The following is a 26,193-nucleotide window of genomic DNA, read 5'->3' on the forward strand; positions in this document are numbered from 1 at the left end:
CTCGTCGAATCGACGACGTGCTCCCGCGCCGATCCGCGCGGCCGCCGATCCGCGCGGTCGCCCGCCCGACGGGAACCCGTGCGGCGACGCGGATTCGCCCCTAGACTCGGCGCCGTGCCGGGGCAGACGCTGACCCCGCGCGAGAGCGCGATCCTGGCCGCGGTCGAGCGGCGACTGAGCAACCCCGAGATCGCTTCGGAGTTGTTCATCTCCGTGCGCACCGTCGAGAGCCATATCGCGAGCCTGCGCCGCAAGCTCGGAGCGGAGAGCCGCGCCGAGCTGATCGCCGCGGCCGGCGAGCGCCGCGAGGCATCCGTGCGCCTGCCCGACACGCGATTCGTCGGACGCGAGGACGAGCTCGACGCGCTCGCGGCGCTCGTCGACGCGCACCGATGCGTCTCGATCACCGGCCCGGGAGGAGTCGGCAAGACCCGGCTGGCGCTCGAGTTCGCGAATCGGCACCGGAGCGAACGGCCGCCGATCGTGGTGGAGCTCGAGCATGCCGAGCCCGACGACGTGGTCCCCCGGATCGCCAGGGCGCTCGGCCTCGAGGCCGTCCCCGGGGGCGACGTGCTGGCCTCGGTCGCGTTCGCGCTCTCGGCGCACCCCTACCTGCTGGTGCTCGACAACATCGACCGTGTCGGGTCGGCCGTGCAGGCGGCGGCGCGACGCATCCTCCGCGACGCTCCGCAGGCCCGGCTCCTCGGCACGACGCGCACCCCGTTCGGGGACCCGGCCGAGCACGTGTACGCGCTCGGGCCGCTCTCGGTCGAGGGCGCGGATGCCGCGGCGCTCGCGATGTTCCTCGATCGCCTCGCCGCCCGGGGCGAGCCGCCGACCGCCGCCGACCGCGCACTCGCCGAGCGCATCTGCGCCCGGCTCGACGGACTGCCGCTCGCGATCGAGCTCGCGGCATCCGTCTCGCGATACCTCGGGCTCGAGGAGCTCGCCGACCGCCTCGACCGGGACTTCGCCGCGCTCGACCGCGCCGCACCGGCCGGACGGCACCGCACGCTCGAGACGACGTTCGAGTGGACGTGGGACCTGCTCGCCGACGACGAGAAGGAAGTGCTCTGCCGACTCGCGGCGCTCCCGCGCACGTTCGACGTCGAGCTCGCGGCCGCCGTGACGCAGCCCGGGGTCGAGGGCGTGCTCATGCGGCTGCTCGACCACTCCATGCTCGTGCCCGCGGGCGGCTCGCCGCGCCGTTTCCGGCTGCTCGCCGTGCTGCGCGAATTCGTCCGCGCCCGCACCGACGCGGCGACCATCCGCGAGGTGCTCGAACGGCACGCGGTCTACCATGCCGACGTCGCGGCGCACTTCGTCCAGCGCGCCCGGGTGGACGACAGCCATGAGGCGATGCGCATCTCGGAGCGCCTGTGCCCCGAGGTGAACGCGGCGCTGCGCTGGGCGATCGCGTCGCGGCATCCGGCGGCGCTGCCGCTCGCCGCGACGCTGTCGGTCGGCATCGAGCAGTACGGCTCCGACGTCGACAGCGTGCGCTCCGTCGCGATGGCCGCGCGCGACGAGCGAGTGGTCGCCGACGCCGACGCGGCCCAGCTGCTCGTGATGGGAGCGGGCATCGCCTACCTCGACCTGCCGCTCGTCGACGACCTCGCGACGCGCGCATTGGCGAGGGCGGGCGACGATGCCGCCTCCCGGCGCGACGCGCACCACCTCGCGGGTCTGGCCGACGCGTACCGAGACCGCGGCCCCGAGGCGCTCGCGAACCTGGCCGAGGCCGAACGGCTGGCCCGCGAGCTCGGCGACGAGTGGTCCATCGCCTCGGTGCGCCAGTTCCGCGGGATCGCGCTGCGCGGCGCGGCGCTCGACGATCCCGCGGCAGCCATCGCCGAGTTCGGCGCGGCGATGGACGCGTTCGCACTCGCCGGCGACGCGATGCACGTCAACAACGCCCGCTACATGATGGCGTCGGTCGCCGCGCAGTCCGGCCTCGAGCCCGAGCGGGCGGCCGAGTGGGCCGCGGAGTGCGTCGACTACGCCACCACGGCCGGCAACACGCACGAGCTCGCGCACGCCGCGCTGGTGCAGCAGCAGCTCGGTGCGACGGATGCCGCGATGGACCTCGATGAGCTCGAGGCCTCGTTCCGGCGGCTCGGCGACGTGCGCTGCCTCACCCGAACGCTCTTCCTCGAAGCCGACCGTGCGCCGTCGGCGATCGCGAGCCTCCCGCGGCTCGAGGAGGCGCTCGCGATCGCGGACGAGGCCGGCGACCGAGGCCATCAGGCGGCCGCGCTCACGCGCCTCGCCGCCGCGCACTGGGCGAACGGCGACGCGACCCGCGCGCGCACCGCCCTCGGCCGGCTCGAGGCGATCGCCGGGCCCGAGGCCGCCGCGGCCGCACGGCCCGACGGCATGGCGGTCGCCGCCGAAGTCGGGACACGAGTCCCGTGACAGCGGGACATCCGGACTGACAGCATGTTCGGATGACCCGCTCCCTCGCCACGAGCCGCATCGCGACGGTCGTGGCGATCGCCGTCTCGCTCGTGGCGGCCGTCGGCGCGATCGCGCTCGACCTCGCGGTGCTCCCCGAGGCGGCGCTTCCCGAGCAGCCTGATCCGCCGCTCTCGTCGGGATGGTCGGGCGTGCTCCCGGGCGTCGCGATGCTGGTGCCCGGGTGCCTGCTGCTCTGGCGTCTGCCGTGGCATCCGATCGCGGTGGTGCTCGTCGGCTTCGGCACGCTGTGGGTGCTCGACGGACTCGCGTCGGCCGCGGTGAACTTCGCGTGGTTCCACGACCGCGACGCGTGGTGGGCGATGCCCGCCTTCTGGTTCTTCAGCCGGCTCGGCTCGGTGCTCATCTTCCCGATCGTGCTGCTCCTGCTGCTGTTCCCCGATGGACGGCTGCGCCCAGGCGGCTGGCGCGTCGCCTCGGTCGTCGCGATCGTGCTCGGTCTGGTGATGCCGTTCGCATTCCTGTTCGCGCCGGCCGAGGCGCTCGCCGCAGACGAGCCCGCCCGCGCCGATCTGCTCGCCGCGTTCGAGCCCCCGATTCCGACCCTTCCGCTGCCGGATGCCGCGTGGGCCGCGATCCTCGCCGCGTCGCTGCCGTGCCTGGCGGCGAGCCTGCTGCTCGCGCTCGTCGTGTGCATCGGGCGACGGTTCGGCGCATCGGCCGAGGAACGCGCGCAGCTGCGCTGGCTCGTCTGGGCGGGAATCGTCTTCGTCGGCGCGCTCGCAATCTACCCGCTCGTGCCGACCGTCGTCGTCGACGTGCTGCTCTCGGCCACGATCGGGCTCATCGGCGCGTCGATCGTGATCGCCGTGACCCGCTACCGGCTCTACGCGATCGACCGGCTGCTCTCGTGGACGATCGTCTACGCCGTGCTCATCGTCGCGATCGTCGTCGTCGACGTGCTCGTGGTGCTCGCCGTGGGCAGCGCCATCGACGACCGGGTGGCGATGCTGCTCGCCGTGGTCGCGGTCACCGTGGCCTACGCGCCGCTGCGCGGGCGGCTCTTCGCGTTCGCGAGCCGGCTCGTGAACGGACGCCGCGGCGATCCCTACGCGGTCGTGTCGTCGCTCGGCGACCGGCTCGAGCGCTCGGCCGACACCCGATCCCAGCTCGCCGACCTCGCCTCGGCCATCGCCGAGGCGTTCGCGTCGCCGTACGTGCGCGTCGAGCTGGACCGTCCTGCCGATGAGCCGCTCGTCGCCGAGCATGGCGCGAGGTCGGCCGACGTCGTCGACGTGCCGATCGACCACGGCGGCGCCGTGATCGGGCGCATCCGCATGGAGCCGGGGCGGCGGCCCGTGGCATCCGATCGCGACCAGCGGCTGCTGGGCGACCTCGTGCGGCTGGCCGCGGCCTCGATCCGCAACGCCGAACTCGGCCGCGAGCTCCAGGCGATCCGCGAACGGCTCGTGCTCGCGCGCGAGGAGGAGCGGTCGCGCCTGCGCCGCGAGCTGCACGACGGCCTCGGGCCGCTGCTCGGCGGCGTCAAGCTGCGCCTCGAGGCGGCCAGCAACCTCGCCCGACGCGATCCCGACCGGTCGCTCACGCTCGTCGACGCGGCCATCGCCGACCAGGCGGAGGTCATCGATGAGATCCGCCGCATCGTGCACGACCTGCGGCCGCCCGCGCTCGACGACCTCGGGCTCCTGCGAGCGCTCGAGCAGCAGGGCGCCCGGCTCACCGGCGGCGGACTCGCGGTCGAGGTGTCGGGCGACGTGCCCGCCGACCTGCCGCCCGCCGTCGAGGTCGCGGCCTATCGCATCGCGTCGGAGGCGCTGACGAACGCCCGCCGACATTCGGGCGCGAGCCGGGTGCTCGTGCGACTCGGGCGCGACGAGCGTTGGCTGCGTGTCGAGGTCCGCGACGACGGCTCGGGCATCCCGGCCGACGCCGTGCGCGGGGTGGGGCTGCGCTCGCTGCGCGAGCGCGCCGTGGAGCTCGGCGGCACCGTCGACGTCGCGGAGGCGCCCGGCGGCGGCACCGTCGTGCGTGCCGCCCTGCCGCTGGCGCACGCGGCGCGGAACTCCGGCGAGCCGACCCCGAACGCGGCGCCCGACGTGCCGACCACCGACGAACCCGTGCTCCCGACCCGAACCGCCGAGGAGGCCACCGCCGATGCCTGAGGATCCGATCCGCGTCGTCCTCGTCGACGACCACCCCGTCTACCGCGACGGCCTCTCGATGCTGCTCGAGTCGATGGACGGCGTCGACGTCGTCGCGACCGCGGCCGACGGCGAGGAGGCGATCGCCGTCGTCGACGGCGCCGACGCCGACGTCGTGGTGATGGACGTGCAGATGCCCCGGCTCGACGGCATCGCCGCGACGCGCGAGGTCGTGTCGCGGCATCCGCACCTCGCCGTCGTCGTGCTCACGATGTCGGAGGACGACGAGACGGTCTTCGCCGCCATGCGCGCCGGGGCTCGGGGGTACCTCGTGAAGGGCGCGAGCCAGCACGAGATCCTCACCGCGATCCGCGCCGTCGACCGCGGCGAGCTCGTCTTCGGCGCCGCGATCGCCCGGCGGGTCGCGGAGTTCTTCGCGGCCGGGCCGGCGACCGCACCCGCCGCCGAGGTGTTCCCCCAGCTCACCGCGCGTGAGCGCGAGATCCTCGACCTGCTCGCCGCCGGGCGATCGAACCCGCAGATCGCACAGGCGCTCTTCCTCTCGCCGAAGACCGTGCGCAACAACGTGTCGAACATCTTCGCGAAGCTCCAGGTCGCCGACCGCGCCGAGGCGATCGTGCGCGCCCGCGACGCGGGCCTCGGCCGCGCCTGACGGGCTGGAGGGATGTCCCGGGCGCGAGTCGGGACATCCGCGGGACGCCGCACCCTGTGGGCCCGGGTCGTGCCCCCGGGAATCTGGGATCACCAACCCGGCACCACACGACCGCCCCGAAAGGCACACGACTATGGACCTCTTCGCATCCGCCACCACGACCGAGCCGGCGATCGCCGGCGCGGCCTCGACGACCGCGGCGCCCGCCGCCGCGGCATCCGCCCACCCCGCCGGCCGCGGCCGCACGAAGGCCGAACTCGGGCCCGTGCACCCGAACGTGCTGCAGCGCATCGGCGGCACCGGCCTCATCGCCGCCCCGCTGCTCTTCACGGGCGGCATGCTCACCTCGCCCGAGCAGACCTCGCCCGGCAACACCGGCTACATCGAGTCGCTCGCCGCCGACCCGGCGCTCAGCCTCTGGTCGGCCAACCTGCTGCACTACGGCTGGGTCGCGCTGGCCTTCGGCGCGATCGCGTCGCTCGGGCTCCTGCGCGGCACCCGGGGCCGGATCTTCCTGCCGATCGCGGCCGTCGTGACCATGTTCGGCGCGATCCAGATGTCGGGCCTGCTGCTGTCGGACTGGTTCCTCGTCAGCGCCGGCAACACGCTGGCCCTCGAGGACGCCGCCGCGATGGACGCCGCCGCCAAGGAGTGGACGGTCGCCATCTGGCAGTACTCGGGCATGGCCGCCGGCCTCATCGGCATGGGCCTGCTCTCGCTCGCACTCGCCCGCGCCAAGGCGGTCTCGTGGTGGATCGCGCCGCTCGGCTTCCTGCCGTGGGTGCTCCCCGCGTTCGGCCTCGGCCCGGTCGGCGTCGTGCTCTCGCTCGCCTGCTACGCCCCGCTCCTCGTCGCGGGCGTGCGCCTGGTGCTGGCGAAGTAGCTCGAGCATCGGATGCAGCGGGGGTCGTGGCACGCGCCACGGCCCCCGCTGCCGTGTCCCCTGTCAGGGCTGCTGCGGCCAGCCGATCAGCGGCATCGCGATCGGGGCGGCGACGCCGAGCACCACCACGAGGCCGTCGCCGAACGGATCGGCGAGGCCGTCGGTCGGGATCTCGTCCCAGTTGTTCGCCAGCCACACGTTGCCCGACCCGTCGACCTGCACGCCCGTGTTGCGCTGGAGTCCGTCGAACGCGAAGCCCGTGTCGGCCGGCGAGATCGGCGCGCCGACCTCGCCCGACGGGCATGTGGCCGGATTCGCGCCGCACAGGTACGACAGGCGCTGCTGCCCGAAGTTCGCGACCCACACGTTGTCGTCGCCGTCCACCGCGATACCCCACGGGATCGTCATGCCGGCGCCCTCGAACTGCTGGATCGACCCGTCGGGCCCGACGAGGGAGACGCTGCCCTGCAGGCCCGGCCCTGACGGCGCCTCGACGTCCTCACCGGGCGCGCACGGGATGTTGACCACGCCGGAATTCGCCACCCACACGTTCCCGAGGCCGTCGCTCGCCACGCCGAGCGCATGGTCGAACGTCGTCGAGTCGCCGAACGGCGAGCCGGGCAGCTGCTCCCCGTCGGTCGTGAAGGCGAAGATCTCATGGCCTTCGTTCGCGGTCACCCAGACCGTGCCCGTCGAGCTCTGCGCCACGTCGAACGCCCGCCGGATGACGACCGGGAGACCCCGTTCGTCGTGCGCCGTGAATGCCCGCGTGTGGTCGCCGTCGGGGTAGATCACCGCCGAGTCGTTGCCGCAGCTCGCGGTCCAGATGTCGCCGTCGACGTCGGACACGATGCCCTGCGGCCAGGAGATCGGCCCGTCGAGGTAGCCGAGCGGTCCCGAGATCGCCTGCCCGTCGGCGGTGAACTCGGACACGCTGTTGGACGTGGGCGGCGGACCCGCGCATTCGGAGCCCGTGAAGCCGAAGTTGCTCGCCCAGACGTGCGCCCGCGTGTCGATGGAGATGCCGAAGCCCGAGCCGTTGAGACCGCCGCCCGTGAACGTGTCGACGGGACGGCCCTTCGAGTACGGATCGAGGCGGAACAGGTCGAGCCCAGGGCACACCTTCTTCGCCAGCTTCGACCAGGTGGCGTTCTGGTTCGTCCAGACCGTGCCCTCGGCGTCGAACGCGACGTTGCCGGGGCCCTTGAACTGGTGACCGTTCCCGTAGAACCGCAGGGCGACGATCCATGCGGCCGGCGCGTCGGTGCGCACGGGCGTGAACCGCGGGTCCGCCGGCACCTGCGCGAACACGCCGCCGGGGTCGCCCGAGGGGTTCGCGGGCAGCAGCGTCATGGCCTGCCAGGTGGTGTCGGGCCGGATGCCCCAGGCGTCCGTCGCGGCATCGAGGAATGCCGCGCAGTCGTTCGTGCCCGCCACGCAGCCCGCGATGATGCTCGCGAGCGAGTTGACGGTCGGCAGCGTCTCGGTCGCCGGGCCGTTCGGCGCCTCGAGCAGGAACGAGGAGGCGGCGCCCGTCGAGAGGTGGACGAGGTTCCGAGGCATGAGCGCGGCGTTCTGCAGCCCCGGCGATGCGCCGCCCACCGCGCCGTCGACGGCGAACTGCGCGAGCGACGTGCCCGCCGCGACCGTCGACAGCTCGTCGATGACCACGCCGCCCTTGCGCAGGTCGCCGAGCGACGCGGCGAGCTCGACCGTGGCGGGCATCGCCGAACCGCGCACCGTGCCGCCGCGTGCCGTCGCGTAGAGCACGGCGTCGTCGTCGATCGCGTTCCGCAGGCGCAGGTCGACCGACCCCGAGGCATCCGTCACCGCCGTCGTGACGAGCGTCGCCTCGCCTGGCACGTCGCCCGCCGCGTACAGCCGCACGGTCGACCCGCGCACGGACGAGCCGTCGGCGACGACCTCCACGCGGATGGCGGGACCGACGCCGCCCGGCGCCGTCGGCGCTGCGGCCGGAGCACCCGGCACGGCGAGCGCCGATTTCGGAAGCACGAGCATCGCTCCGACGGCCGCCGCCGCAGCCACGAGCAGGGTCATCCGGCGCACGCGACGCGACATGGCGTCCTCCCCCCGGCGCCCCGCACGTCGTCGCGGGGGCGCAGCGATCCGCAGGGTACGCCCGTGCCGTCGCGGCCGTCAGCCCCAGTCCGGGTGAGGATCGCTCGCCTTCGCGCGGTGGCCATGACGCAGCCGCGAGGATGCCGCGAGGTCGCTGTCAACCACGTCACACACCCCTCGGCGCTGCGTAGGCTGGGGCGGGTGAAGGTCGTCAGCTACAACCTCAGGAAGCACCGCGCGGTCAACGAGCTCGCTGCGCTCGACGAGCGGTACTCGCCCGACCTCATCTGCCTGCAGGAGTGCGACACCAACGACCTCCCGCAGCACATCGGCCACCTCGAGCTGGCGAGCTCGACGAGCGGCAACCGGCTCGGCCTCGCGGTGTACTACCGGCCCGACCGCTACGAGTTCCGCATCGTGCGCAGCTTCGCGCTGAAGAAGTCACTGCACGACCACCTGCTGCGCCCGGCCCACGAGCGGCTCGTCGGCGTGCGCCTGCTCGACCTCGAGCACGATCGCGAGGTCGTCGTCGCCTCGTTCCACGCGGCGCCGCTCACGGCCCTGAACTCGCTGCGCCGCCACCAGATCAAGTCGGCGCTCGCGCAGCTGCAGATCCTGGGGCCGAACCTGCCGACGCTCATGGTCGGCGACTACAACTACCCGGTCTTCAAGGACAATCTCGCCGAGAAGGTGCGCGAGGTCGGCTACGAGCTCACGCTGAGCGACGCGAGCACGTACACGCGGTACAAGTTCTTCCGCGGGCACTTCGACCTCGCGACCTCGGTCGGGCTCGACATCCGCCGCGTCGAGACGCTCCCCCGCGGGTCGAGCGATCACCTGCCGATCCTCGTCGACGCCGACTACGCGGGCGCCGTGGTGCAGCCCGAGGACGTCGTCATCTGAGGCATCCGCCGACCTGCGGCATCCGTCGCTCGCGGTGACGGATGCCGCTGACGCGCGCCCGACCCCGCCGACGCGCCTCACACGCCGATCGTGAGTGCCGCCGTGTACCCGCTCGCCACCGATCCCGACATGGTCGCGATCTGGTGGATGCCGCCGTCGTCGCCGAACACGTTGTCGCTCGCGAGGCTCACCTGCGCGACGTTCCGCACGCTCTGCTCGTAACCCGACGTGGCGTAGACGAGGTCGTTGACCTCCTGCGGCAGCGCGATCTGCGAGGTCTTCACGATCGGGCCCGACGCGACCGCGTTCGCGACATCCGAGTACACCTCGAAGTGGATGTGCGGCCAGCGGCCCGTGTAGCACGCCGGGTAGATCGACGTGAATCGCACGGTGCCGGTCGCGTCGGTCTCCTGCACGCCGCGCAGGTAGTTCTCGTTCGCGAGCCCGTTCGAGTACAGCGAGTAGCCGCCCTCGCGGTCGCAGTGCCAGAGGTACACGCCGGCGCCGACGAGCGCGCTGCCCGTCGCGGCATCCCGCACCGTGAGCGCGATCGTGAGCGGCACGCCCTGGGCGACCGTGGTCGACGAGCCGAAGCTCGAGCGGATGTCGCTGCGCACGATGCCCGAGTCGTCGAGCACGTTGACGCCGTTCGAGCCGTCGCCCGGGTAGGGCCCGCCGGTCTCGTCGGGCACCTCGGTGACGGGCCCGGATGCCGCGGCCGACGCGGAGGCCGAGGGGGTCGCCGAGGCGCTCGGCGTGCTCGCGTCCGTGGCGGTCGCGCTCGCGGTCGACGAGGTGTCCGGGCCGGCGCACGCCGCGAGCAGCGCGGTCGCGCCGATGCCGCCGAAGATGCCGAGGGCGCGGCGCCGGTCGACCAGCGTGCGGATGTCGTAGACGAGTCCGCGGTGGTCCTCGTCGATCTCGTTGCCGTGCTCGTCGATCCAGCGGGGGTCGGTGGCCATGGGTCGCTCCTTCCGGGGTGGAGTCCCCACCATCGGGGCCGGATCCAGCAGGCGGCTGTGCGTCGCCCATGCGTTCCCCATGAGGGCAGAGGCGGCTTCCTGTGAGTGGCCGTCCCGCCCTCGACGTCGTCGGGGGTCGTGACTAGCGTGGCACCGGGGGAAGGAGCACACCATGGGCATTCTCGCCGTCGACCTCTTCATCACCCTCGACGGGATCTACCAGGCGCCCGGCGGCCCCGACGAGGACCGCGAGGGCGGCTTCGAGTACGGCGGCTGGCAGGGGGCGTACTTCGACGACGAGTCGGGCGCCGTGATCGGCGCCGGCATCGACCGCATCGACGCGCTCCTGCTCGGACGAAAGACCTACGACATCTTCGCGGGCTTCTGGCCCCGGCAGGGCGCGGACGATCCCATCGCGGGGCGGTTCAACGCCGTGCCGAAGTTCGTCGCCTCGCACACGCTCACCGACCCGTCGTGGGCCGGCACGACGGTGATCACGGATGTCGCGAACGAGGTGCGTGCCGTCAAGGAGCGCTTCGACGAGATCCACGTGATCGGCAGCGGCGACCTCGTCGGCTCGCTGCTCGAGGCGAACCTCGTCGACCGGCTGAACCTCTACGTCTATCCGTTGACGCTCGGCACGGGCAAGCGCCTCTTCGACCGAGGCACGATCCCGGCGGCGTTCTCCCTCGTGCAGCAGCCGATCGCGTTCCCGAAGGGCGCGATCGCCCTCGTCTACGAGCACACGGGCGAGCCGGTCACGGGCATCGACATCTCCGAACTGGGCTGAGCCGTCCCCGGCTGACCGGCCGTCGAGGAGCGCGCAGCGAAGCGGCACGCGTATCGAGACGATGTGCTCGCGACGCGAACCGTCAGCCCGCCCGCCAGTACCCGCAGAACGCCACGTCGCCCTTCGCCACCCCGCGCTCGTTCACGAGGTGACGCCGCACACCCGTCGCGAGCTTCGACTCCCCTGCCGCGAACGCGTTCACGCGACCCTCGGGAAACGCGAGCTCGCGCAGGTGCTCGAGCGCCGTACGGCCGACCGGGGCATCCGGCTCGCGGACGATCCAGTGCACGTCGACGCCCTCGGGCGCCCCGACGTGCTGGCGGTCGTCGAGGTCGCCGAGCTCCACGAGCGCGTGGCCGCGGGCGTCGCGGGGCAGGTCGCGCAGGATCCCGGCGACCGCGGGCAGCGCGCTCTCGTCGCCGACGAGCAGGGTCCAGTCGGCGTCGACGTCGCGGTAGCCGCAGCCCTGGTCGATGAGGCCGACGGATGCCCCGACGGGCAGTCTCCCGGCCCACGGCCCGGCCACGCCGTCGTCGGCATGCACGACGAAGTCGACGTCGAGCTCGAGGTCGTCGGCACGGAACGCGCGCACCGTGTAGTTGCGGATCACCGGACGCGTGGCGCGCGGCAGCGTGAGGTACCGCAGGTAGCCGGCCATGTCGAACGTGTCGGCGAGGTTGTCGAACCGGGTGTCGTCCGAGGTCGGCACCGCGAGGCGGAACCACTGGTCGAACCCGAGGTGACGCCACGCCCGCAGCCCGTCGCCCGCGAGCGTCAGCCGCACGAAGTTCGGCGAGATGCGGACGGCGTTCACGACCTCGGCCGTGACGACGCCGGTCTCGGCGTGGGTGACGACGATGTTGCTGCTGGCGGCCACGGATCCTCCGGTCGAGTCAGGTAAGGCAAACCTTACCTGCTCCGGACGCGCAACTCACTCCGCCAGATCGGCGCGAAGGGACGCAACATGCCGTGGCCCGTCCCGGCGTCGCGGCGAGTCGCGTCCCCTCGGCGACGTAGGCGGTGCGACGCCGCGGCGTGACCCGTCCCTCGGCGGTGCGGGACGCGGCATCCGCTGCTCAGATCTCCGTGTGCCCCAGCGAGGGCGCGGCGAGGGTACGCACGACCGGCTCGGCGATCGCCTCGAACTCGAGCAGCGCCACCTCGTTGCGCCCGGCGCGCGTCACCGGCGCGGGCACGATGAGCGTGCGCTGCGGGCCCCGTCGCCAATACCGGCCGAGCAGGAAGCCGTTCACCCACACGAGGCCCTTGCCCCAGTGCAGCGTGTCGAGGAACAGGTCGGCCGGCGCATCGAGCTCGAACTCGCCCCACGCGAGCGCCGGACCGGCGGCGAATCCGCCGGGACGACCGTGGGCGGCCAGCTCGGGCACGCGATCGAGGTCGACCGGTCGCACCGACCAGTCGGCGAGCTCGACGCCGTCGAGCGCCACGCCGCCGATGAGTCCCTTGTGCTCGCCGAGGCGCGGGCCGTAGTTCACGCGGCCCTGGTCCTCCACGACGATCACGAGCTCGCCGCGCGCGTCGGGCAGCACGACCGCGCGCTCATGCGCGTCGCGCGACATGACGCCCACCGGGACGCCGTCGAGCAGCGCCCAGGCGCGGTCGCGCACCTCGTCGCCGACCGTGAGCACGCCGACGCCGCCGCGCGTGAGCCGCGTTGCGAAGAGCACGACGCCGCGGTCGTGCCCGAGCTCGTCGAACGTCGGGATCCGCTCGTGGCGCGACTCGTCGCCGAGCCGGGCGGCGACCTCGAGCAGCGCCGGGCCCACGCGCAGGGGCGCCACGACCTGGGGTGCGGCAGGGCGCGGCTCGGGCACCTCGTCGGGCACGTCGGCGTACTTCGCGATCACGTCGCGGAACGCCCAGTACTTCTCGGTCGGATGCCCCGCCTCGTCGAGCGGCGCGTCGTAGTCGTAGCTCGTCGTGATGGGCGCGTAGCGTCCCTTGTCGTTCGCCCCGCTCGTGAGCCCGAAGTTGGTGCCGCCGTGGAACATGTAGACGTTCACGGATCCGCCCGCCGCGAGCAGCGCGTCGAGCTCTGCAGCGGATGCCGCGGCATCCGTCGTGTGGTGGTGCGACCCCCAGTCGTCGAACCAGCCGCACCAGAACTCCATGCACATGAGCGGGCCGGTGGGCTGGAACTCGCGGAGCGTCTCGAGCCGCTCGGGCACGCGCGAGCCGAACGAGCCCGTGAGGTGCAGCCCGGGCAGGCTGCCGTCGGCGAGCATCTGCGGGGTCGGCTGGTCGATCGTCGTGAGGGGTACGGAGATGCCGGCGTCACGGGTGACCCGCACGAGCTCGGCGAGGTACGCCTTGTCGCTGCCGTACGCGCCGTACTCGTTCTCGATCTGCACGAGGATGACCGGCCCGCCGCCGTCGACCTGACGCGGCGCGACGATCTCGTACACCCGACGGAGATAGTCGCTGACGGCCGCGACGTAGTGCGGCTCCGACCGGCGAACGCCGACCTCGGGGTCGCGGAACAGCCACGCGGGCAGCCCGCCGTTGTCCCACTCGGCGCAGATGTACGGGCCCGGACGCACGATCGCGTGCATGCCCTCGGCCGCGACGAGGTCGAGGAACCGCCCGAGGTCGAGATCCCCGTCGGCGCGCCACTCCCCCCGGTGCGGTTCGTGCTGGTTCCAGGCGACGTAGGTCTCGATCGCGTTGAGGCCCATGAGCCGGGCCTTGCGGATGCGGTCGGCCCACAGGTCGGGGTGCACGCGGAAGTAGTGCAGCGCGCCCGCGAGGATGCGGTGCGGCCGGCCGTCGAGCTCGAAGTCGGTCTCGCCGATGGCGAAGCGGCTCACGCGGCGTCCTCCGTTCGGGTGGTGGTGGTCGTGGGGATGGTGCGGTGCGGTGCGGTGCGGCTGGGATCATGGGGCGAGGCCGGCCGGGGTCTCCGACCGGCCTCGCTGGTCTGCGACTACTCGCTGACGGTGAAGCCCTGCTCGTTGCCGTAGTCGACGAGCTGGCGCTGCCATTCGGCGAGGCCCTCGTTCAGGTCGGCCTTGTTCGCGTAGGACTGCCCGACGGTGTCGCCGAAGATGCTGTTCGCGTACACCTGGTAGGGCAGGTACGACCAGCCCTCCGACACGTCCTTCGATGCCTGCGTCAGCACCTCGTTGATCTTCTGGCCGCCGAAGTAGTCCGACTCGTACGAGAGGAACTCGGGGTCCTCGAGCTCCGCGGTCGTCGACGGGAAGCCGCCGCTCTCGAGGAACACGTCGATCGAGGCCGGGTCGCTGTTCAGCCAACGCAGGAACGCCGCGGCGAGCGCCGGGTTCTTCGACTGGGTGGTGACCGACTGGCCGCCGCCGCCGTTCTCGGCCGAGACGGGCGTGCCGTCGTAGGTCGGGATCGGCGCCACGCGCCAGTCGCCGGCCGCATCCGCGACGCTCGACTCGAGCACGCCGGGCATCCACGCGCCGGTCACGAGCGTCGCGATCGAGCCGTCGCCGAGGCCCTTGTACCACTCGTCGGTCCAGCCGGGCGTGGTCGAGAGGAGGTCCTCCTCGACGAGCTGGTTCCAGACGCCGGTCCACTTCTGGGTGCCCTCGTCGGCGAGGTCGATGGTCACGTCGGTGCCGTCGATCGTGAACGGACGGCCGCCGGCCTGCCAGATCATGCTCGTCGTGAAGCCGGCGTCGCCGGTGTCGGAGGCGATGTACTTCGTCGGGTCGGCCGCGTGCAGCTGGCGCGCCGCCGCGACGTACTCGTCCCACGTGGTGGGCACGGCGATGCCGTACTGGTCGAAGACGGCCTTGTTGTAGAACAGCGCCATGGGGCCGGAGTCCTGCGGGAGGCCGACGAGCTTGCCGTCGACGTTCACGGCGCCCCAGGTGGAGGCGCTGTACTGGTCCTCGAGGTCGTCGAGGCCGTACTGGCTCAGGTCGACGAGCGCGTCGGAGAGGGCGAACTGCGGCACCGCGTAGTACTCGATCTGCACGACGTCGGGCGCGCCCGAGCCGGCCTTGATCGCGTTCTGCAGCTTCGTGTACTCCTCGGTGTTGGTGCCGGCGTTGACGAGCTCGACGTCGACGTTCGGGTACGCCTCCTCGAACGCGGCGACCTGCGCCTCGGCGCTGGGGGTCCAGCTCCAGTAGGTGAGCTCGCCGCCGGCCTCGAGGGCCGCGTCGAGGTCGTCGGCGCTGCCGCCGCCCGAGGTGCTGCCGCCCGAGGAGCAGGCGGCGAGCGAGCCGATCGCGAACGCGGCGGCCGCGATCGCCAGGGTCCGCCGGACGGCGGAACGGGGGATGGCCATGTGATGCTTCCCTTCACTTCGTTGTGCCATGTGGTCCGGGGCAGGACGCTCCGGTCGGGCGTTGGGGGTGGGGTCGGTCATGCGGTGCCGCCCGGTCACTGCTTGACGCTTCCGGCGCTGAGCCCCGACTGCCAGAACCGCTGCAGGCCGAGGAACGCGACGATGATGGGGATGATCGTGAGCAGCGAGCCCGTGATCACCAGGTTGTAGATGGGCTGCGCGCTCACTCCGGTGGCCTGCGCGCTCCACTGGTTGAGGCCGACCGTGAGCGGGTACCAGGTGGGGTCGCTCAGCATGATCAGCGGCAGGAAGTAGTTGTTCCAGGTCGCGACGACCGTGAAGAGCAGCACGGTCACGATGCCGGGCGCGAGCAGGCGGATCGAGATCGTGAAGAACGTGCGGAACTCCCCCGCGCCGTCCATGCGGGCGGCCTCGAGGAGCTCGGTCGGCACCGAGTCGACGGCGTAGACCCAGATCAGGTAGAGGCCGAACGGGCTGATGAGCGACGGGATGATGATCGCCCACGGCGTGTTCGTGAGGCCGAGCTGGCTGAACATGAGGAACGTCGGCACGGCGAGCGCGGTGCCGGGCACGGCGATCGCCCCGAGCACGACCGCGAAGATCGCGCGGCGACCGGCGAAGCGGAACTTCGCGAGGCCGTACCCCGCCAGCGTGGCGAGCAGGGTCGCCCCGCCGGCGCCGAGGATCACGTAGAGCAGCGTGTTGCCGAACCAGCGCAGGAAGATGCCGTCGCGGTAGGTCAGCGTCTCCCAGATGTTCTGGAACAGCACGAACTCGTCGCCGAACGCGAGGCCGAAGCTCGAGAACAGCCCGCTCTGCGTCTTCGTGGCGTTGATCACGAGCCAGGCCAGCGGCAGCAGGCTGTAGATCACGAGGATCGACATCATGAGCGTGAAGGCCACCGACTTGCGGGGTCGCAGCGAGGAGCGGCGACGGGTCGGGCGACCGGGCCGCGCGGTGCGCGCGGCGCGTGCGCTCGAGGCGGCGGCGGGGGCGACGGATGCCTCGGGGCGGGGGGTGCCCGCGGCATCCGTGCCCAGGGTCTCGGCGGTGGTGCTCATCGCTCCTCCTTCCGCGAACCGCGGAGTTGGACGACGTACGCGATGACCGCGGTGATGACGCCCATGACGATCGCGACCGTGGCCGAGTAGTTGTACTGCTGGCCGTTGAACGAGAGGTTGTAGGCGTACATGTTCGGCGTGAAGTACGTCGTGATGATGTTCGGCGCGAGCGTGCGCAGGATGTTCGGCTCGTTGAAGAGCTGGAAGCTGCCGATGATCGAGAAGATCGTGGCGATGACGATCGCGCCGCGCAGTGCGGGCAGCTTGATGCCGGTCACGACGCGGATCGGGCCGGCGCCGTCGAGCTCGGCCGCCTCGTACAGGTCGGTCGGGATGACCCGGAGTGCCGAGTAGAAGATCAGCATGTTGTAGCCGACGAACTCCCAGGTCACGATGTTGCCGATGGAGACGAGGATCCACTCGCGGGCGAACGGCGTGAGCACGTCGGAGCCGAGCCAGTCGTTGATGTTCGCCGCCAACCCGAAGTTGTCGCCGTAGATGAAGCCCCACATGAGCACGGCCACGACGGCCGGCACCGCGTAGGGCAGGAAGATCACGATGCGGAAGAAGCCCGAGGCGTGCAAGCGGGCGCTGTCGATGGCGAGGGCTGCGACGAGCGCGAGGCCGAGCATGATCGGCACCTGGACGAGCAGGAACAGCGCCACCCGCCCGAAGCCCTCCCAGAACTGCGGGTCGGTGAACAGCTCGAGGTAGTTCTCGAAGCCGACGAACGCGTTGCCGCCGACGAGCTGCTCGCGGAAGAGGCTGAGGTAGGCCGAGTAGGCGACGGGCGCGATGAACACGAGCAGGAACACGATGAGGAAGGGGGCCGTGAACGCCAGGCCCTTCCACTCGCTGCGGGCTCGGGATCGGATGCGCGGGGCCTCTGTGGCCGGGGCACCGCGAGGCGGTGCCGGTGCGGACGTCGCTGTCATCGAGTACTTCCAATCGCGGGCATGTTCACGTCAACATGCGATGAGGCCACGATAGCATGTTGACGTGAACATGCAAGCCACGGGGCATGATGTAGTCACGAAGGAGCACCGATGACGACCGTCACCACCCCATCCCAGGCCGCGCCCGGCCGACGGCGCGGGCCGTCGATGGCCGACGTCGCCCGCGAGGCGAACGTGTCGGGCCAGACGGTCTCGCGCGTGTCCAACGGCCGCGACAACGTCGACCCCGAGACGCGCGAGCGCGTGCTCGAGGCCATGCGCAAGCTCGGCTACCGTCCCAACAGCGCCGCCCGCGCGCTGCGCTCGGGCCGGTTCCACAGCATCGGCGTCATCATGTTCACGCTCTCGAGCTTCGGAAACATGCGCACGCTCGACGCCATCGCGATCGCCGCGGCCGACGCCGGCTACTCGATCACGCTCATCCCCGTGCCGCACCCGACGCAGGGCGAGGTCTCGGTCGCGTTCGACCGGCTCAGCGAGGAGGCGGTCGACGGCGTGATCATCATCGTCGAGGCTCACCTGCTCGATGAGAACGACGTCGTGCTGCCCGCCGGCCTGCCGGTCGTCGTGGTCGATTCCACCGCGCGCGACCGCTACCCCGTGGTCGACACCGACCAGGCGCACGGCGCCCGCCTCGCGACCGAGCACCTGCTCGAACTCGGACACCGCACCGTCTGGCACGTCGCCGGCCCCGAGCGGTCGTACTCCGCCACGCACCGGCGCGAGTCGTGGGAGGCGACGCTCCGTGCGCACGGCGCCGAGGTGCCGCCCGTCGTGGTCGGCGACTGGTCGAGCGAGTCAGGGCACGAACTCGGGCTCGAGCTCGCTCGGAACCCCGAGGTCACGGCGATCTTCGCCGCGAACGACCAGATGGCGCTCGGCGTGCTGCGCGCGATGCACGAGACCGGGCGCGCCGTGCCCGACGAGGTGAGCGTCGTCGGGTTCGACGACATGGAGGAGTCGCGCAGCTTCTGGCCGCCGCTCACGACCGTGCGCCAGTTCTTCGGCGAGGTCGGCCGCCGGTCGGTCGAGGCGCTCCTTCATGAGGTCGAGTCGGGCGAGCAGGAGGACAGCACCCTCGTGGCCACCGAGCTCATCGTGCGCGAGAGCACGGCGGCGCCCCGGGCCTGACGCGGGCGCGGGGCACGGCGAGCGCGCGGCATCCGCTCAGGCGCGCCGCGCCGGACGCGGCCGACACGCCGCGAGGGGACGCAACACGCCGTCAGGAATACAGGGCGCCCCCGCGTGTCGCGTCCCCTCGCGATCGAATTCCCATCCCGCGTGGCGCCCGCACCGGTCGCGCGCACGCCGAAGGGCGGCCGCCGCGGATGCTGCGACCGCCCCTCGAGGCTCCAGATCAGGGCTTGGCGGAGTTCGCCGCCAGGATCCGCTGCGCCGGCGTCTCGGCGGTCGCCGGCTCGACGCCGTCGGCCGAGACGGTCACGCGCGCGCTGAGCAGCTTGCCCGCGTCGCTTGTGACCGGCGTGTACGTGGCATCCGTCGCACCCTCGATGGGTTCACCATTGCTGAGCCACTGGTAGGCGATCTCGCCGTCGGCCGGGTCCAGCGTGCCGACCGCCGTCGACGGCGTGCCCACGCGCGGCCGGTCGGCGAGCGCGAGCCCGTCGATCACCGCGTGCCGCCGGATCGTCACGGAGTACTCCGCACGAGACGTGCCGTCGGCCGAGGTCACGACCACGGTCGCGACGCCCCCGTTCGCGGTCGTCGGCTGCGTGACCCGCACGGTCGCGGCCCGGTCGACCGCGATCGCGTCGACCGTCGGCAGGCGCCCGCCGTCGACGTCGACCTCGTAGTCGAGCGTCGCCGCGTCGAACCCGTCGATCGTCTCGCCGTCGAGGCGCAGCACCGCGAGGTCGGCCACCGACGCGGGCGCGGCCACCGCCTCGGAGACCTCGACCTCCGACACGATGAGGTGCGTGTTCGCGTAGGCGTTCATGATGACGCGGACGCCCGTCGCCGTGACCGGCGCGAACTCGGCCACCACGGTCGGCGCGCTGCCGTCGGCCGGCGACACGACGGGCTCGAACGTCTCCCAGCCGGGCGCCGGGACCCACGCGCCATCCGTGCCGCGCACCTGAACCTGCATGGTCTGCGCCCAGCTCGTCGTGCCGTCGCGGTAGAACTGCACCGCCACGCGCTGCACCTGGTGCGCCGCCGCGTACTGGTAGGTCAGCGTCGACTGCGCCGGCTTGTTCGACGCCACCCAGTTCGACCAGCCCTTGTCGCCGAGCACGCCGTTGCGCGTGCGGTCGACCGGGTAGCCCGACTCGGTGGAGCTCGCCGACGCCGTCGTTCCGGCGTCGGGGTTGAAGTTGCGCAGCGTGCCCTCGGTGACGAGCACCGAGAGCGTCGCCGCCAGCGAGGCTCCGTCGGCGGATGCCGCGCCGGGCACCCGCACGACGCCGACCTCGCCGAACGCGGCATCCGCGACGCCCGTCCAGTCCCACGTCACGGGCACGTCGAAGGCGTTCTCGGATGCCCCGACCCGCGCCGGGACGGTCGCGGGCGCAGCGGCCTGCACCGCCGCGAGCGAGGAGCCCGCGGCAACGGTGATCGAGACCGGGTCGGACGCCGTGAGGCCGCCGACGTCGACGAGCGCCGTCACGGCGATCGCCTGGCCGAACACGTCGGTCGCGGTGCCGGGCACCTCGACGCGGCCGGTCGCCGTCCACGCATCCTCATCGGGCAGCTGCCACGCGACTGCGACGGGGACGCCCGCGCCCCACGCGTAGCGCGGCACGATCGTCTCGGACAGCACCGGCACGACGCCCGCCAGCGTGCGCGCGGCCACGGTCTGGCCCGCGAGCGGCGCGAGGTCGCGCGGATCCCACGCCTGGTTGGCGCCGCCGTTCGAGCCGTAGACGCCGACCGTCGCGCCGTTCGCGGTCGATTGCCCGTTCACGTCGAGCGCGAGCCCGAGCTGCTCGTTCACGAGCGAGTAGGTTCGCCCGTCGGTCGTGTTCACGATCCAGCGTGTCGCCGGGTCACCGGCGGCGGCATCGACGCCCACGGTGCGCAGGTCGGTGCCCGCGCTCGTCGCGCCGAGCACGCGTCCATCGGATGCCTCGAGCACCACGCGTCGGGTCGCCTCGCGGTCGCCCGCCGCCACCTCGTGCACGGTCCAGGCCTGCGGCGCGGAGGCCGCGGCATCCGTCGCCAGGTCGCGGATCGTGGTGGCCGCACCCGTCGTGCCGGAGCTCAGCGCCTTGCCGCTCTGCGCGCCGACGAACTGGTACCGGTGGCCGTCGCGGAGCGCGGGGGCATCCGCTGCGACGCCCGAGACGCCGTCGATGACGAACGTGGTGACCGACTTGGCCGGCACGGTCAGCGTCGCGGTGCGCGCCTCGCGGTCGATCGCCACCGCGGCGCCCTCGACGAGCGCGTTCGAGGTCGGGTCGGCGAGCGAGTTCGCCTGCGTGGTGGTGACCGGCGTGACCGTGGCGCCCTCGGCGATGTCGCCGAAGTTCGACAGGTCGATGGTGACCTGGCGCTCGGATGCCGCGGTGTTGCTGTGCACGATCGTCGCGCCCGTGCCGTCACCGCGGACGGCCGCCGTGCTCGACGTGCTGTCGACCGCGATCAGGTGGTCGCCCTCGTGGAGGTACTTCGTGAAGTTGCGGATGGTGTTGAACTTCGAGTTGATCGACACGCCGCACTCGGCGACCTTCGTCGAGTCGCCGCCGGCGGCGGCCACGCGGCGCACCGACTTCCAGACGGTGCCGTCGGCCTCCTGGTAGGGCGCGCAGTCGAGGTCGATGAAGATCGAGCCCCAGTTCGAGTTCTCCGCCTGCGGCTCCATGTTGTACAGGTCCTCGACGGGCTGCCAGAGCACCCACGCCTTCGGCTCGAGCTCGCGCAGGTCGTCCTGGATGCGGCTCGCGATGCCGAGGCCGTTCTCGATGCTGAGCGGGTTGTTGCCGCTCACCCAGTTGCCCTCGATCTCGCTCATCCAGAGGTCGGTGTCGGCCTGCTTGGCGAGGTCGCGCACGGTGAGCCGGCCCGACGTGCCGTAGGTGTGCACGTTCATGCGGTCGACCTTGTCGCGGGTCGCCGCCGGGTAGCCGGCCCAGTTCGTTGCGAACGTGCCGGGGTTCGTCTCGTCCATGGCGGCGAGGCCGGCGTCGGTCGTGGTGGCCGGGTCGTCGAGCTCGGCGCGCACGGCGTCGATGAGCTGCACCTGACGGGCGGGGCCGACGTGCATGCCCTCCTGGCGCCCGCCGACCGGCTTGCCGTTGCTCAGCGTGGTGCCCCAGTAGTTCGTGTTCGGCTCGTTGAACGGGTCGATGGTGTCGATGTCGATGCCGTACTCGTCCTCGAGGTGCTCGGTGACGTTCACGAGGTAGGTCGCGAACTGCGCCTGCGCGGCGGGCTTCAGCTGCTCGGACGAGGCGTTGAACCCGCCCGACACGTAGCCGCTCTCGGTCATGAAGTACGGCGCCGAGTTCGCGAAGGTCTCCCAGTGCGTGATCTGGTCGTCGGCGGCCAGCCGCTCGACCCACCAGCGCTGCGTCTCGTCGGCGTCCCAGTCGTACGACGCGGGGTCGTCGGCGTTCCACGCGGCGAGCAGCGCGTTGCGGTCGGCGTACGTGGTGGAGACGCCGCCGTAGGTCCCGGCGTCGCCGGCGGGATTCGGCGCCCACCAGCCGTCGACGGCACCGCCCGGACGCAGGTAGTCCTGCACGTCCGACGCGTTGCCGCCGCCGATGTTGTAGCGCGCGATGTTGAGGTCGAGGCCGTCCTCGCCGAAGACCGCCTGGTAGAGCTCCTCGCGGAGGTCCTCGGGGTAGCCGCCGGTCGCGTTCGCGAACCAGACCAGGCTGGTGCCCCAGCCCTCGAACGCCTCGCCCGCGTACGCGGGGTTGGGGGTGATGGTGATGCCGTCCGCCGCGGAGGCCGGAGCCGCCGCGGCGATCGGCACGGCCAGCAATGCACCGGTGAGTGCGGCGCTCGCGGTGAGCGCGGTGAGTCGTCGTCTGCCATGAGACATCGTCATTGACGTCGTCCTCTTTCGCCGTCGAAGTGTGGTGGTGCGAGCGTGTTGACGTCAACACGCTCGGGCACGACGATACATGTTGACGTCAACATTCGGAAGTGCATGACGTCGTCCTTCCAGTGACTGCCTCACGACGATCCCGGATCGCAACGGGTTCCCAGCGACCCCGTGCTGCGGAAGGATCGGACGGACCGGACCGCCGGGGAACGGAGGACGCTCGTGGTACGAGAAGTGTGGCTCGCCCGACACGGGGAGAGCATCGGCAACGTCGCCGCCTCCAGGGCGGAGGCGGAGGGACTCGAGGTCATCCCGCTGGAGCCCCGAGATGCCGACGTGCCGCTCTCGCCGGTCGGCGTCGAACAGGCGGAAGCGCTCGGCCGCTGGCTGCTGCCCCGGCTGTCGGGGTTCGACTCGACCTGGACCTCGCCGTACGTGCGAGCCCGCCAGACGCTCGAGATCGCCATGGGCGAGCCGGTCGAGGCGCCGGTCGTGTTCGCCGACGAGCGCCTCCGCGATCGGGAGCTCGGGGTGCTCGACCTCCTGACCCGCGCCGGCGTGCTGGCGCGCGTCCCGACGGAGTTCGAGCGCCGACGGCACCTGGGCAAGTTCTACCACCGGCCGCCGGGCGGCGAGTCGTGGGCGGATGTCGCCCTGCGCCTGCGCTCGTTCTACCGCGACTTCGGCGACGCGGCGGGCGACCGGGCGTTCGTGATGGCGCACGATGCGGTCGTGATGGTGTCGCTCTACGTGCTCCTCGGATGGAGCGAAGGGGAACTGCTGGAGTTCGCGCAGGCGAACGTCGTCGGCAACGCGTCGATCACGCAGCTCGAGCAGGTCGACGGCCGGTTCCGGCTCGTGGGGTTCGGCATGGTCGAGCACCTGCGCGCCGAGGGTGCAGCGGTGACCCTGCATCCGGGGGACGCGGATGTCAGGCCGACGTGAGTCGGCGCCGGTCGATGTCGCGCTGCTGCGCGACTGGCCGTTGCCCGCGCCCGGCGAGTCCAAGGACGCGCGCGGCCGCGTCGTGGTGGTGGGCGGCTCCGCGCGGACACCGGGCGCGGTCGTGCTCGCCGGCGTCGCCGCACTCCGGGTCGGAGCCGGTCGACTCACCCTCGTGGTGCCGGAGTCGATCGCCGCGCACGTCGCGATCGCCGTGCCCGAGGCCGGGGTCATCCGGCTCCCCGACGGCCGCGGTGCACTGCTGACCGATGACGCCCACGACGAGCTGGAGTCCGCCGACGCCGTGGTCGTGGGTCCCGGCTTCATCGAGCCGGGGATCGCGCTTCGGGCGGTCGCCGAGGCCTGCGAGACGATCACGGCGCCGACGGGGCTCGCGCTGGATGCGTTCGCGCTCGGCGTGCTTCCCGACCTCGACGACCTCGTCCTGCCGGCCGAGACGGTCCTGACACCCAACATTGAGGAGGCGGGCATCCTGCTGGGTCACGACGTCGGCGACGCGGCGGCCGTCGTCGGCGAGATCGCGGGCCGCTACGGGGCGGCGGTCACCTGCTACGGCGAGATCGCCGTCGCCGACGGTCGCCGCTGGCACGTGGAGGCGGGTGGCCCCGGCCTCGGCACCTCGGGCAGCGGCGACGTGCTCGCGGGCGCCGTCGCCGGGCTGCTCGCCCGAGGGGCGGATGCCGCGCAGGCGGCGGTCTGGGCGACGTTCGCGCATGCGATGGCCGGTGATCGACTGGTCACCCGGATCGCACCGGTGGGGTTCCTGGCGCGCGAGCTCTGCGACGAGCTGCCGCGCGCGCTCGCGACCGTCGGCTGAGCTCGGATCCCCTACCCCCGCAGCAGCCCGCGCAGCGTCTGGATCGTGTCGGCGTCTTCAGGCCGCTTGTCGTCGCGGTAGTGCTTGACCCGCGCGAACCGCAGCGCGATGCCGCCCGGATACCGCGTCGAGCGCTGCACGCCGTCGATCGCGATCTCGACGACCGTGGTCGGCGCCACCCACACCGTGTTGGCCGTGCGACGCACCTCGATCTCCTGGAAGTACTCGGTCTGCCAGCGCAGCAGCTCGTCGGTGAGGCCCTTGAACGTCTTGCCCACCATCACGTAGTCGCCGGGCTCGCCGAACTCCCCGGTCGGGTCGAGCGCGCCGAGGTGCAGGTTGGACAGCCAGCCGGTGCGTCGACCCGAGCCCCACTCGCAGGCGAGGACCACGAGGTCGTAGGTGTGCACGGGCTTGACCTTGATCCAGCTCGAGCCCCGGCGTCCCGCGGCGTACGGCGACTCGATCGCCTTCACGACGACGCCCTCCTGCCCGGCCGCGAGCGCGTCACGCGACACCCGCTCGGCGACCTCGGGGTCGGACGTGACCTCGCCGGGGATGCGGTGCCCCGCGGCCACGCGCTCGAGCTCGGCCAGCCGCGTCGCGAGCGGTTCGTCGAGCAGGTCGCGCCCGTCGACGTGCAGCACGTCGAAGAACCACGGATGCAGCAGCGTCTCGCGCGCGGCATCCGCACCGAACCGCGACATCGTCTCCTGGAAGGGCCGCGGCGCGCCGTCCTCGTCGAGCGAGAGCGTCTCGCCGTCGAGGATGACATCCCGCACCGGCATCCGTCGCACGACCTCGACGACCTCGGGGAGCCGGTGCGTGATGTCGGCGAGGTTGCGCGTGAAGACGCGCACGTCGTCGCCCGAGCGGTGCACCTGGATGCGCGCCCCGTCGAGCTTGTACTCCACGGATGCCTCGCCCGTCGTCGCGAGCGCGGCCGATGCCGTGGCGGCCGTCGCCGCCAGCATCGGCAGCACCGGGCGGCCCACCTGCAGGCCGACCGACTCGAGCTCCTGCTCGCTGCCGGTGAGCGCGAGCCGCGCCGTCTCGCCGAGGTCGCCCGACAGCATCGCCGCACGCCGCACCACGTCGCCCGGGCGCTGCGCCGCGCGCGCGATCGCATCGGTGACGACGCCCTCGAGCGCCCCGGTGCGCATCTCTCCGAGCAGCACCTTGGCGAGGAAGCCCTGCTCGCGCTCGGTCGCGCGCGACGTGAGGTCGCGCAGGTCGCGCGTGCGCTCGGCGGCCGAACCCGTGCCCGCGGTGGCGCGCAGCCGGTCGAGCAGCGCGTCGAGGTCGCCGACCGTGAGCGTCGGCGTCTCGGCCGGCTCGCCCATCACCGTGGCGACGCTGCGCCAGCCGACGCCCACGCGGCCCTGCCGAGGCCTGCCGACGAGGAACCCGATCGCCGGGGCGATCTCGTCGGGCTCGAGCCGCACGAGCAGCGCGGCGAGCGCATCGACCTTGGCCAGCCGCGAGCGCGTGGCGGCAACGGTGTCGGACGTGGTGACGAGCTCATCGAGCAGCACGGAGCCAGTCTGGCACCGCCCGCCGACACGGGCTCGCGCCGACCTCCGCACCTGGTCGAGGGGACGCGTACGGCGTGGCGCGGGGCAAAGCGAGGGGGCAGGACCGCCCGCCCGCTACGCTGGCGCGCACCCGCGGCATCCGCACCCATCTGGAGGAGATCATGACCACCCCCGCAACCACTGACGTCCCGCTCTCGCAGCCGCTGTACGGCGCGTCCTTCGGGCAGTCCATCAGCCGGTTCTTCAAGAAGTACGCCACGTTCACCGGCCGCGCGAGCCGCAGCGAATTCTGGTGGTGGTTCCTCGTGAACGCCATCGTGGGCATCGTGCTCTACGGCATCACGTACGGCATCGGCGTCTCGGGCGCCGTCGTGAACGACCAGGGCGTGCTCGTCTTCGGTCCGGCCTACTGGATCGGCCTCGTGCTGACGATCGCCTGGGCGCTCGGGACGATCGTCCCGTGGCTCGCGCTCTGCTGGCGCCGCCTGCACGACACGAACCGCCCCGGTCCGTTCTACTTCCTCGCCCTCATCCCGTTCGTCGGCGGCATCATCCTGCTCGTCCTCCTGGCGCTGCCCACCGACCCGGCCGGGGCCCGCTTCGACGCCTGACCCCACGCGGCGGCCGGCGCGCAACCCGCCCGGCCGCCGCGCACCGCGTTCCTGAGGCGGTCCGCTTCG

At 72.4% G+C, this 26,193-nt stretch carries 19 protein-coding genes; 10 read left to right on the forward strand and 9 right to left on the reverse strand.

The features are described from left to right. The first annotated feature begins 114 nt into the window (after positions 1-114). From FYC51_RS03385 to FYC51_RS03400, 4 genes are all read left to right on the forward strand, one after another. Positions 115-2,415: a LuxR C-terminal-related transcriptional regulator gene (locus FYC51_RS03385; RefSeq protein WP_187432470.1), complete on the forward strand. Its 2,301-nt coding sequence runs from the start codon at positions 115-117 to the stop codon at positions 2,413-2,415. 32 nt (positions 2,416-2,447) lie between these two features. Next, positions 2,448-4,598, forward strand: a complete 2,151-nt coding sequence (locus FYC51_RS03390; protein ID WP_148732260.1) for a sensor histidine kinase — start codon at positions 2,448-2,450, stop codon at positions 4,596-4,598. After that, on the forward strand, positions 4,591-5,250 hold the full coding sequence (locus FYC51_RS03395; RefSeq protein ID WP_187432471.1) for a response regulator transcription factor: 660 nt from the start codon (positions 4,591-4,593) through the stop codon (positions 5,248-5,250). The genes FYC51_RS03390 and FYC51_RS03395 overlap by 8 nt, the downstream gene beginning before the upstream one ends. Positions 5,251-5,383: 133 nt before the next feature. Continuing rightward, positions 5,384-6,133 carry a hypothetical protein gene (locus tag FYC51_RS03400; protein ID WP_148732261.1) on the forward strand — a complete coding sequence of 250 codons (750 nt, stop codon included), beginning with the start codon at positions 5,384-5,386 and terminating at the stop codon, positions 6,131-6,133. Between the two features lie 63 nt (positions 6,134-6,196). Here FYC51_RS03400 and FYC51_RS03405 read toward each other — a convergent pair whose 3' ends face one another. Next, positions 6,197-8,212, reverse strand: a complete 2,016-nt coding sequence (locus tag FYC51_RS03405; RefSeq protein ID WP_148732262.1) for an NHL repeat-containing protein — start codon at positions 8,210-8,212, stop codon at positions 6,197-6,199. A gap of 201 nt (positions 8,213-8,413) precedes the next feature. Between FYC51_RS03405 and FYC51_RS03410 the strand changes: the two genes are divergently transcribed. Next, entirely contained in the window at positions 8,414-9,115 is a 702-nt protein-coding gene (locus tag FYC51_RS03410) for an endonuclease/exonuclease/phosphatase family protein (RefSeq protein WP_148732263.1), read from the forward strand. Between the two features lie 77 nt (positions 9,116-9,192). Here the strand turns inward: FYC51_RS03410 and FYC51_RS03415 are convergent, their stop codons facing one another. Further along, entirely contained in the window at positions 9,193-10,077 is an 885-nt protein-coding gene (locus FYC51_RS03415; RefSeq protein ID WP_148732264.1) for an intradiol ring-cleavage dioxygenase, read from the reverse strand. Positions 10,078-10,249: 172 nt separating this feature from the next. Between FYC51_RS03415 and FYC51_RS03420 the strand changes: the two genes are divergently transcribed. Continuing rightward, the gene (locus FYC51_RS03420; RefSeq protein WP_148732265.1) at positions 10,250-10,867 is read left to right on the forward strand and encodes a dihydrofolate reductase family protein; all 618 of its coding nucleotides are present in this window, start codon (positions 10,250-10,252) and stop codon (positions 10,865-10,867) included. A gap of 82 nt (positions 10,868-10,949) precedes the next feature. Here the strand turns inward: FYC51_RS03420 and FYC51_RS03425 are convergent, their stop codons facing one another. The 5 genes from FYC51_RS03425 to FYC51_RS03445 all read right to left on the reverse strand — a co-directional run bounded on the left by FYC51_RS03425 (position 10,950) and on the right by FYC51_RS03445 (position 17,166). Next, positions 10,950-11,744 carry a siderophore-interacting protein gene (locus FYC51_RS03425; RefSeq protein ID WP_148732266.1) on the reverse strand — a complete coding sequence of 265 codons (795 nt, stop codon included), beginning with the start codon at positions 11,742-11,744 and terminating at the stop codon, positions 10,950-10,952. A 199-nt stretch (positions 11,745-11,943) separates the two neighbouring features. Further along, entirely contained in the window at positions 11,944-13,695 is a 1,752-nt protein-coding gene (locus FYC51_RS03430; RefSeq protein WP_148732267.1) for a glycoside hydrolase family 35 protein, read from the reverse strand. Positions 13,696-13,811: 116 nt separating this feature from the next. After that, the gene (locus FYC51_RS03435; RefSeq protein WP_148732268.1) at positions 13,812-15,149 is read right to left on the reverse strand and encodes an ABC transporter substrate-binding protein; all 1,338 of its coding nucleotides are present in this window, start codon (positions 15,147-15,149) and stop codon (positions 13,812-13,814) included. 95 nt (positions 15,150-15,244) lie between these two features. Beyond that, positions 15,245-16,231: a carbohydrate ABC transporter permease gene (locus FYC51_RS03440; RefSeq protein WP_148732269.1), complete on the reverse strand. Its 987-nt coding sequence runs from the start codon at positions 16,229-16,231 to the stop codon at positions 15,245-15,247. Continuing rightward, the gene (locus FYC51_RS03445) at positions 16,228-17,166 is read right to left on the reverse strand and encodes a carbohydrate ABC transporter permease (protein WP_148732270.1); all 939 of its coding nucleotides are present in this window, start codon (positions 17,164-17,166) and stop codon (positions 16,228-16,230) included. The genes FYC51_RS03440 and FYC51_RS03445 overlap by 4 nt, the downstream gene beginning before the upstream one ends. A 111-nt stretch (positions 17,167-17,277) precedes the next feature. Between FYC51_RS03445 and FYC51_RS03450 the strand changes: the two genes are divergently transcribed. Beyond that, positions 17,278-18,318, forward strand: coding sequence for a LacI family DNA-binding transcriptional regulator (locus tag FYC51_RS03450; protein ID WP_238476193.1), 1,041 nt, complete (start codon positions 17,278-17,280; stop codon positions 18,316-18,318). A 226-nt stretch (positions 18,319-18,544) separates the two neighbouring features. Here FYC51_RS03450 and FYC51_RS03455 read toward each other — a convergent pair whose 3' ends face one another. Beyond that, positions 18,545-22,201: an RICIN domain-containing protein gene (locus FYC51_RS03455; protein WP_148732271.1), complete on the reverse strand. Its 3,657-nt coding sequence runs from the start codon at positions 22,199-22,201 to the stop codon at positions 18,545-18,547. Positions 22,202-22,420: 219 nt separating this feature from the next. On the opposite strand from FYC51_RS03455, the gene FYC51_RS03460 reads away from it, so the two are divergent. Together FYC51_RS03460 and FYC51_RS03465 are read left to right on the forward strand one after the other, a co-directional pair. Continuing rightward, a complete protein-coding gene (locus FYC51_RS03460) occupies positions 22,421-23,143 on the forward strand; it encodes a histidine phosphatase family protein (RefSeq protein ID WP_238476194.1) in 723 nt (240 codons plus the stop codon). Beyond that, positions 23,127-23,978, forward strand: a complete 852-nt coding sequence (locus FYC51_RS03465; protein ID WP_148732272.1) for an NAD(P)H-hydrate dehydratase — start codon at positions 23,127-23,129, stop codon at positions 23,976-23,978. The genes FYC51_RS03460 and FYC51_RS03465 overlap by 17 nt, the downstream gene beginning before the upstream one ends. An 11-nt stretch (positions 23,979-23,989) precedes the next feature. On the opposite strand, the gene FYC51_RS03470 is transcribed toward FYC51_RS03465, so the two are convergent. Then, positions 23,990-25,513, reverse strand: a complete 1,524-nt coding sequence (locus FYC51_RS03470; RefSeq protein WP_148732273.1) for an ATP-dependent DNA ligase — start codon at positions 25,511-25,513, stop codon at positions 23,990-23,992. Between the two features lie 161 nt (positions 25,514-25,674). Between FYC51_RS03470 and FYC51_RS03475 the strand changes: the two genes are divergently transcribed. Then, positions 25,675-26,124 carry a DUF805 domain-containing protein gene (locus FYC51_RS03475; protein WP_148732274.1) on the forward strand — a complete coding sequence of 150 codons (450 nt, stop codon included), beginning with the start codon at positions 25,675-25,677 and terminating at the stop codon, positions 26,122-26,124. The last annotated feature ends 69 nt before the right edge of the window (positions 26,125-26,193 follow it).

The sequence above is a fragment of the Agromyces mariniharenae genome (assembly GCF_008122505.1).
GTDB classification, from domain to species: Bacteria; Actinomycetota; Actinomycetes; order Actinomycetales; family Microbacteriaceae; genus Agromyces; species Agromyces mariniharenae.

What these genes read in the sequence shown, in the direction of transcription:
- FYC51_RS03440 (WP_148732269.1), bottom strand. Translation starts at nt 16,231, where the DNA reads ATGAGCACCACCGCCGAGACCCTGGGCACGGATGCCGCGGGCACCCCC.
- FYC51_RS03455 (WP_148732271.1), bottom strand. Translation starts at nt 22,201, where the DNA reads ATGACGATGTCTCATGGCAGACGACGACTCACCGCGCTCACCGCGAGC.
- FYC51_RS03390 (WP_148732260.1), top strand. Translation starts at nt 2,448, where the DNA reads ATGACCCGCTCCCTCGCCACGAGCCGCATCGCGACGGTCGTGGCGATC.
- FYC51_RS03450 (WP_238476193.1), top strand. Translation starts at nt 17,278, where the DNA reads ATGACGACCGTCACCACCCCATCCCAGGCCGCGCCCGGCCGACGGCGC.
- FYC51_RS03465 (WP_148732272.1), top strand. Translation starts at nt 23,127, where the DNA reads ATGTCAGGCCGACGTGAGTCGGCGCCGGTCGATGTCGCGCTGCTGCGC.
- FYC51_RS03400 (WP_148732261.1), top strand. Translation starts at nt 5,384, where the DNA reads ATGGACCTCTTCGCATCCGCCACCACGACCGAGCCGGCGATCGCCGGC.
- FYC51_RS03420 (WP_148732265.1), top strand. Translation starts at nt 10,250, where the DNA reads ATGGGCATTCTCGCCGTCGACCTCTTCATCACCCTCGACGGGATCTAC.
- FYC51_RS03395 (WP_187432471.1), top strand. Translation starts at nt 4,591, where the DNA reads ATGCCTGAGGATCCGATCCGCGTCGTCCTCGTCGACGACCACCCCGTC.
- FYC51_RS03415 (WP_148732264.1), bottom strand. Translation starts at nt 10,077, where the DNA reads ATGGCCACCGACCCCCGCTGGATCGACGAGCACGGCAACGAGATCGAC.
- FYC51_RS03405 (WP_148732262.1), bottom strand. Translation starts at nt 8,212, where the DNA reads ATGTCGCGTCGCGTGCGCCGGATGACCCTGCTCGTGGCTGCGGCGGCG.
- FYC51_RS03475 (WP_148732274.1), top strand. Translation starts at nt 25,675, where the DNA reads ATGACCACCCCCGCAACCACTGACGTCCCGCTCTCGCAGCCGCTGTAC.
- FYC51_RS03435 (WP_148732268.1), bottom strand. Translation starts at nt 15,149, where the DNA reads ATGGCCATCCCCCGTTCCGCCGTCCGGCGGACCCTGGCGATCGCGGCC.
- FYC51_RS03445 (WP_148732270.1), bottom strand. Translation starts at nt 17,166, where the DNA reads ATGACAGCGACGTCCGCACCGGCACCGCCTCGCGGTGCCCCGGCCACA.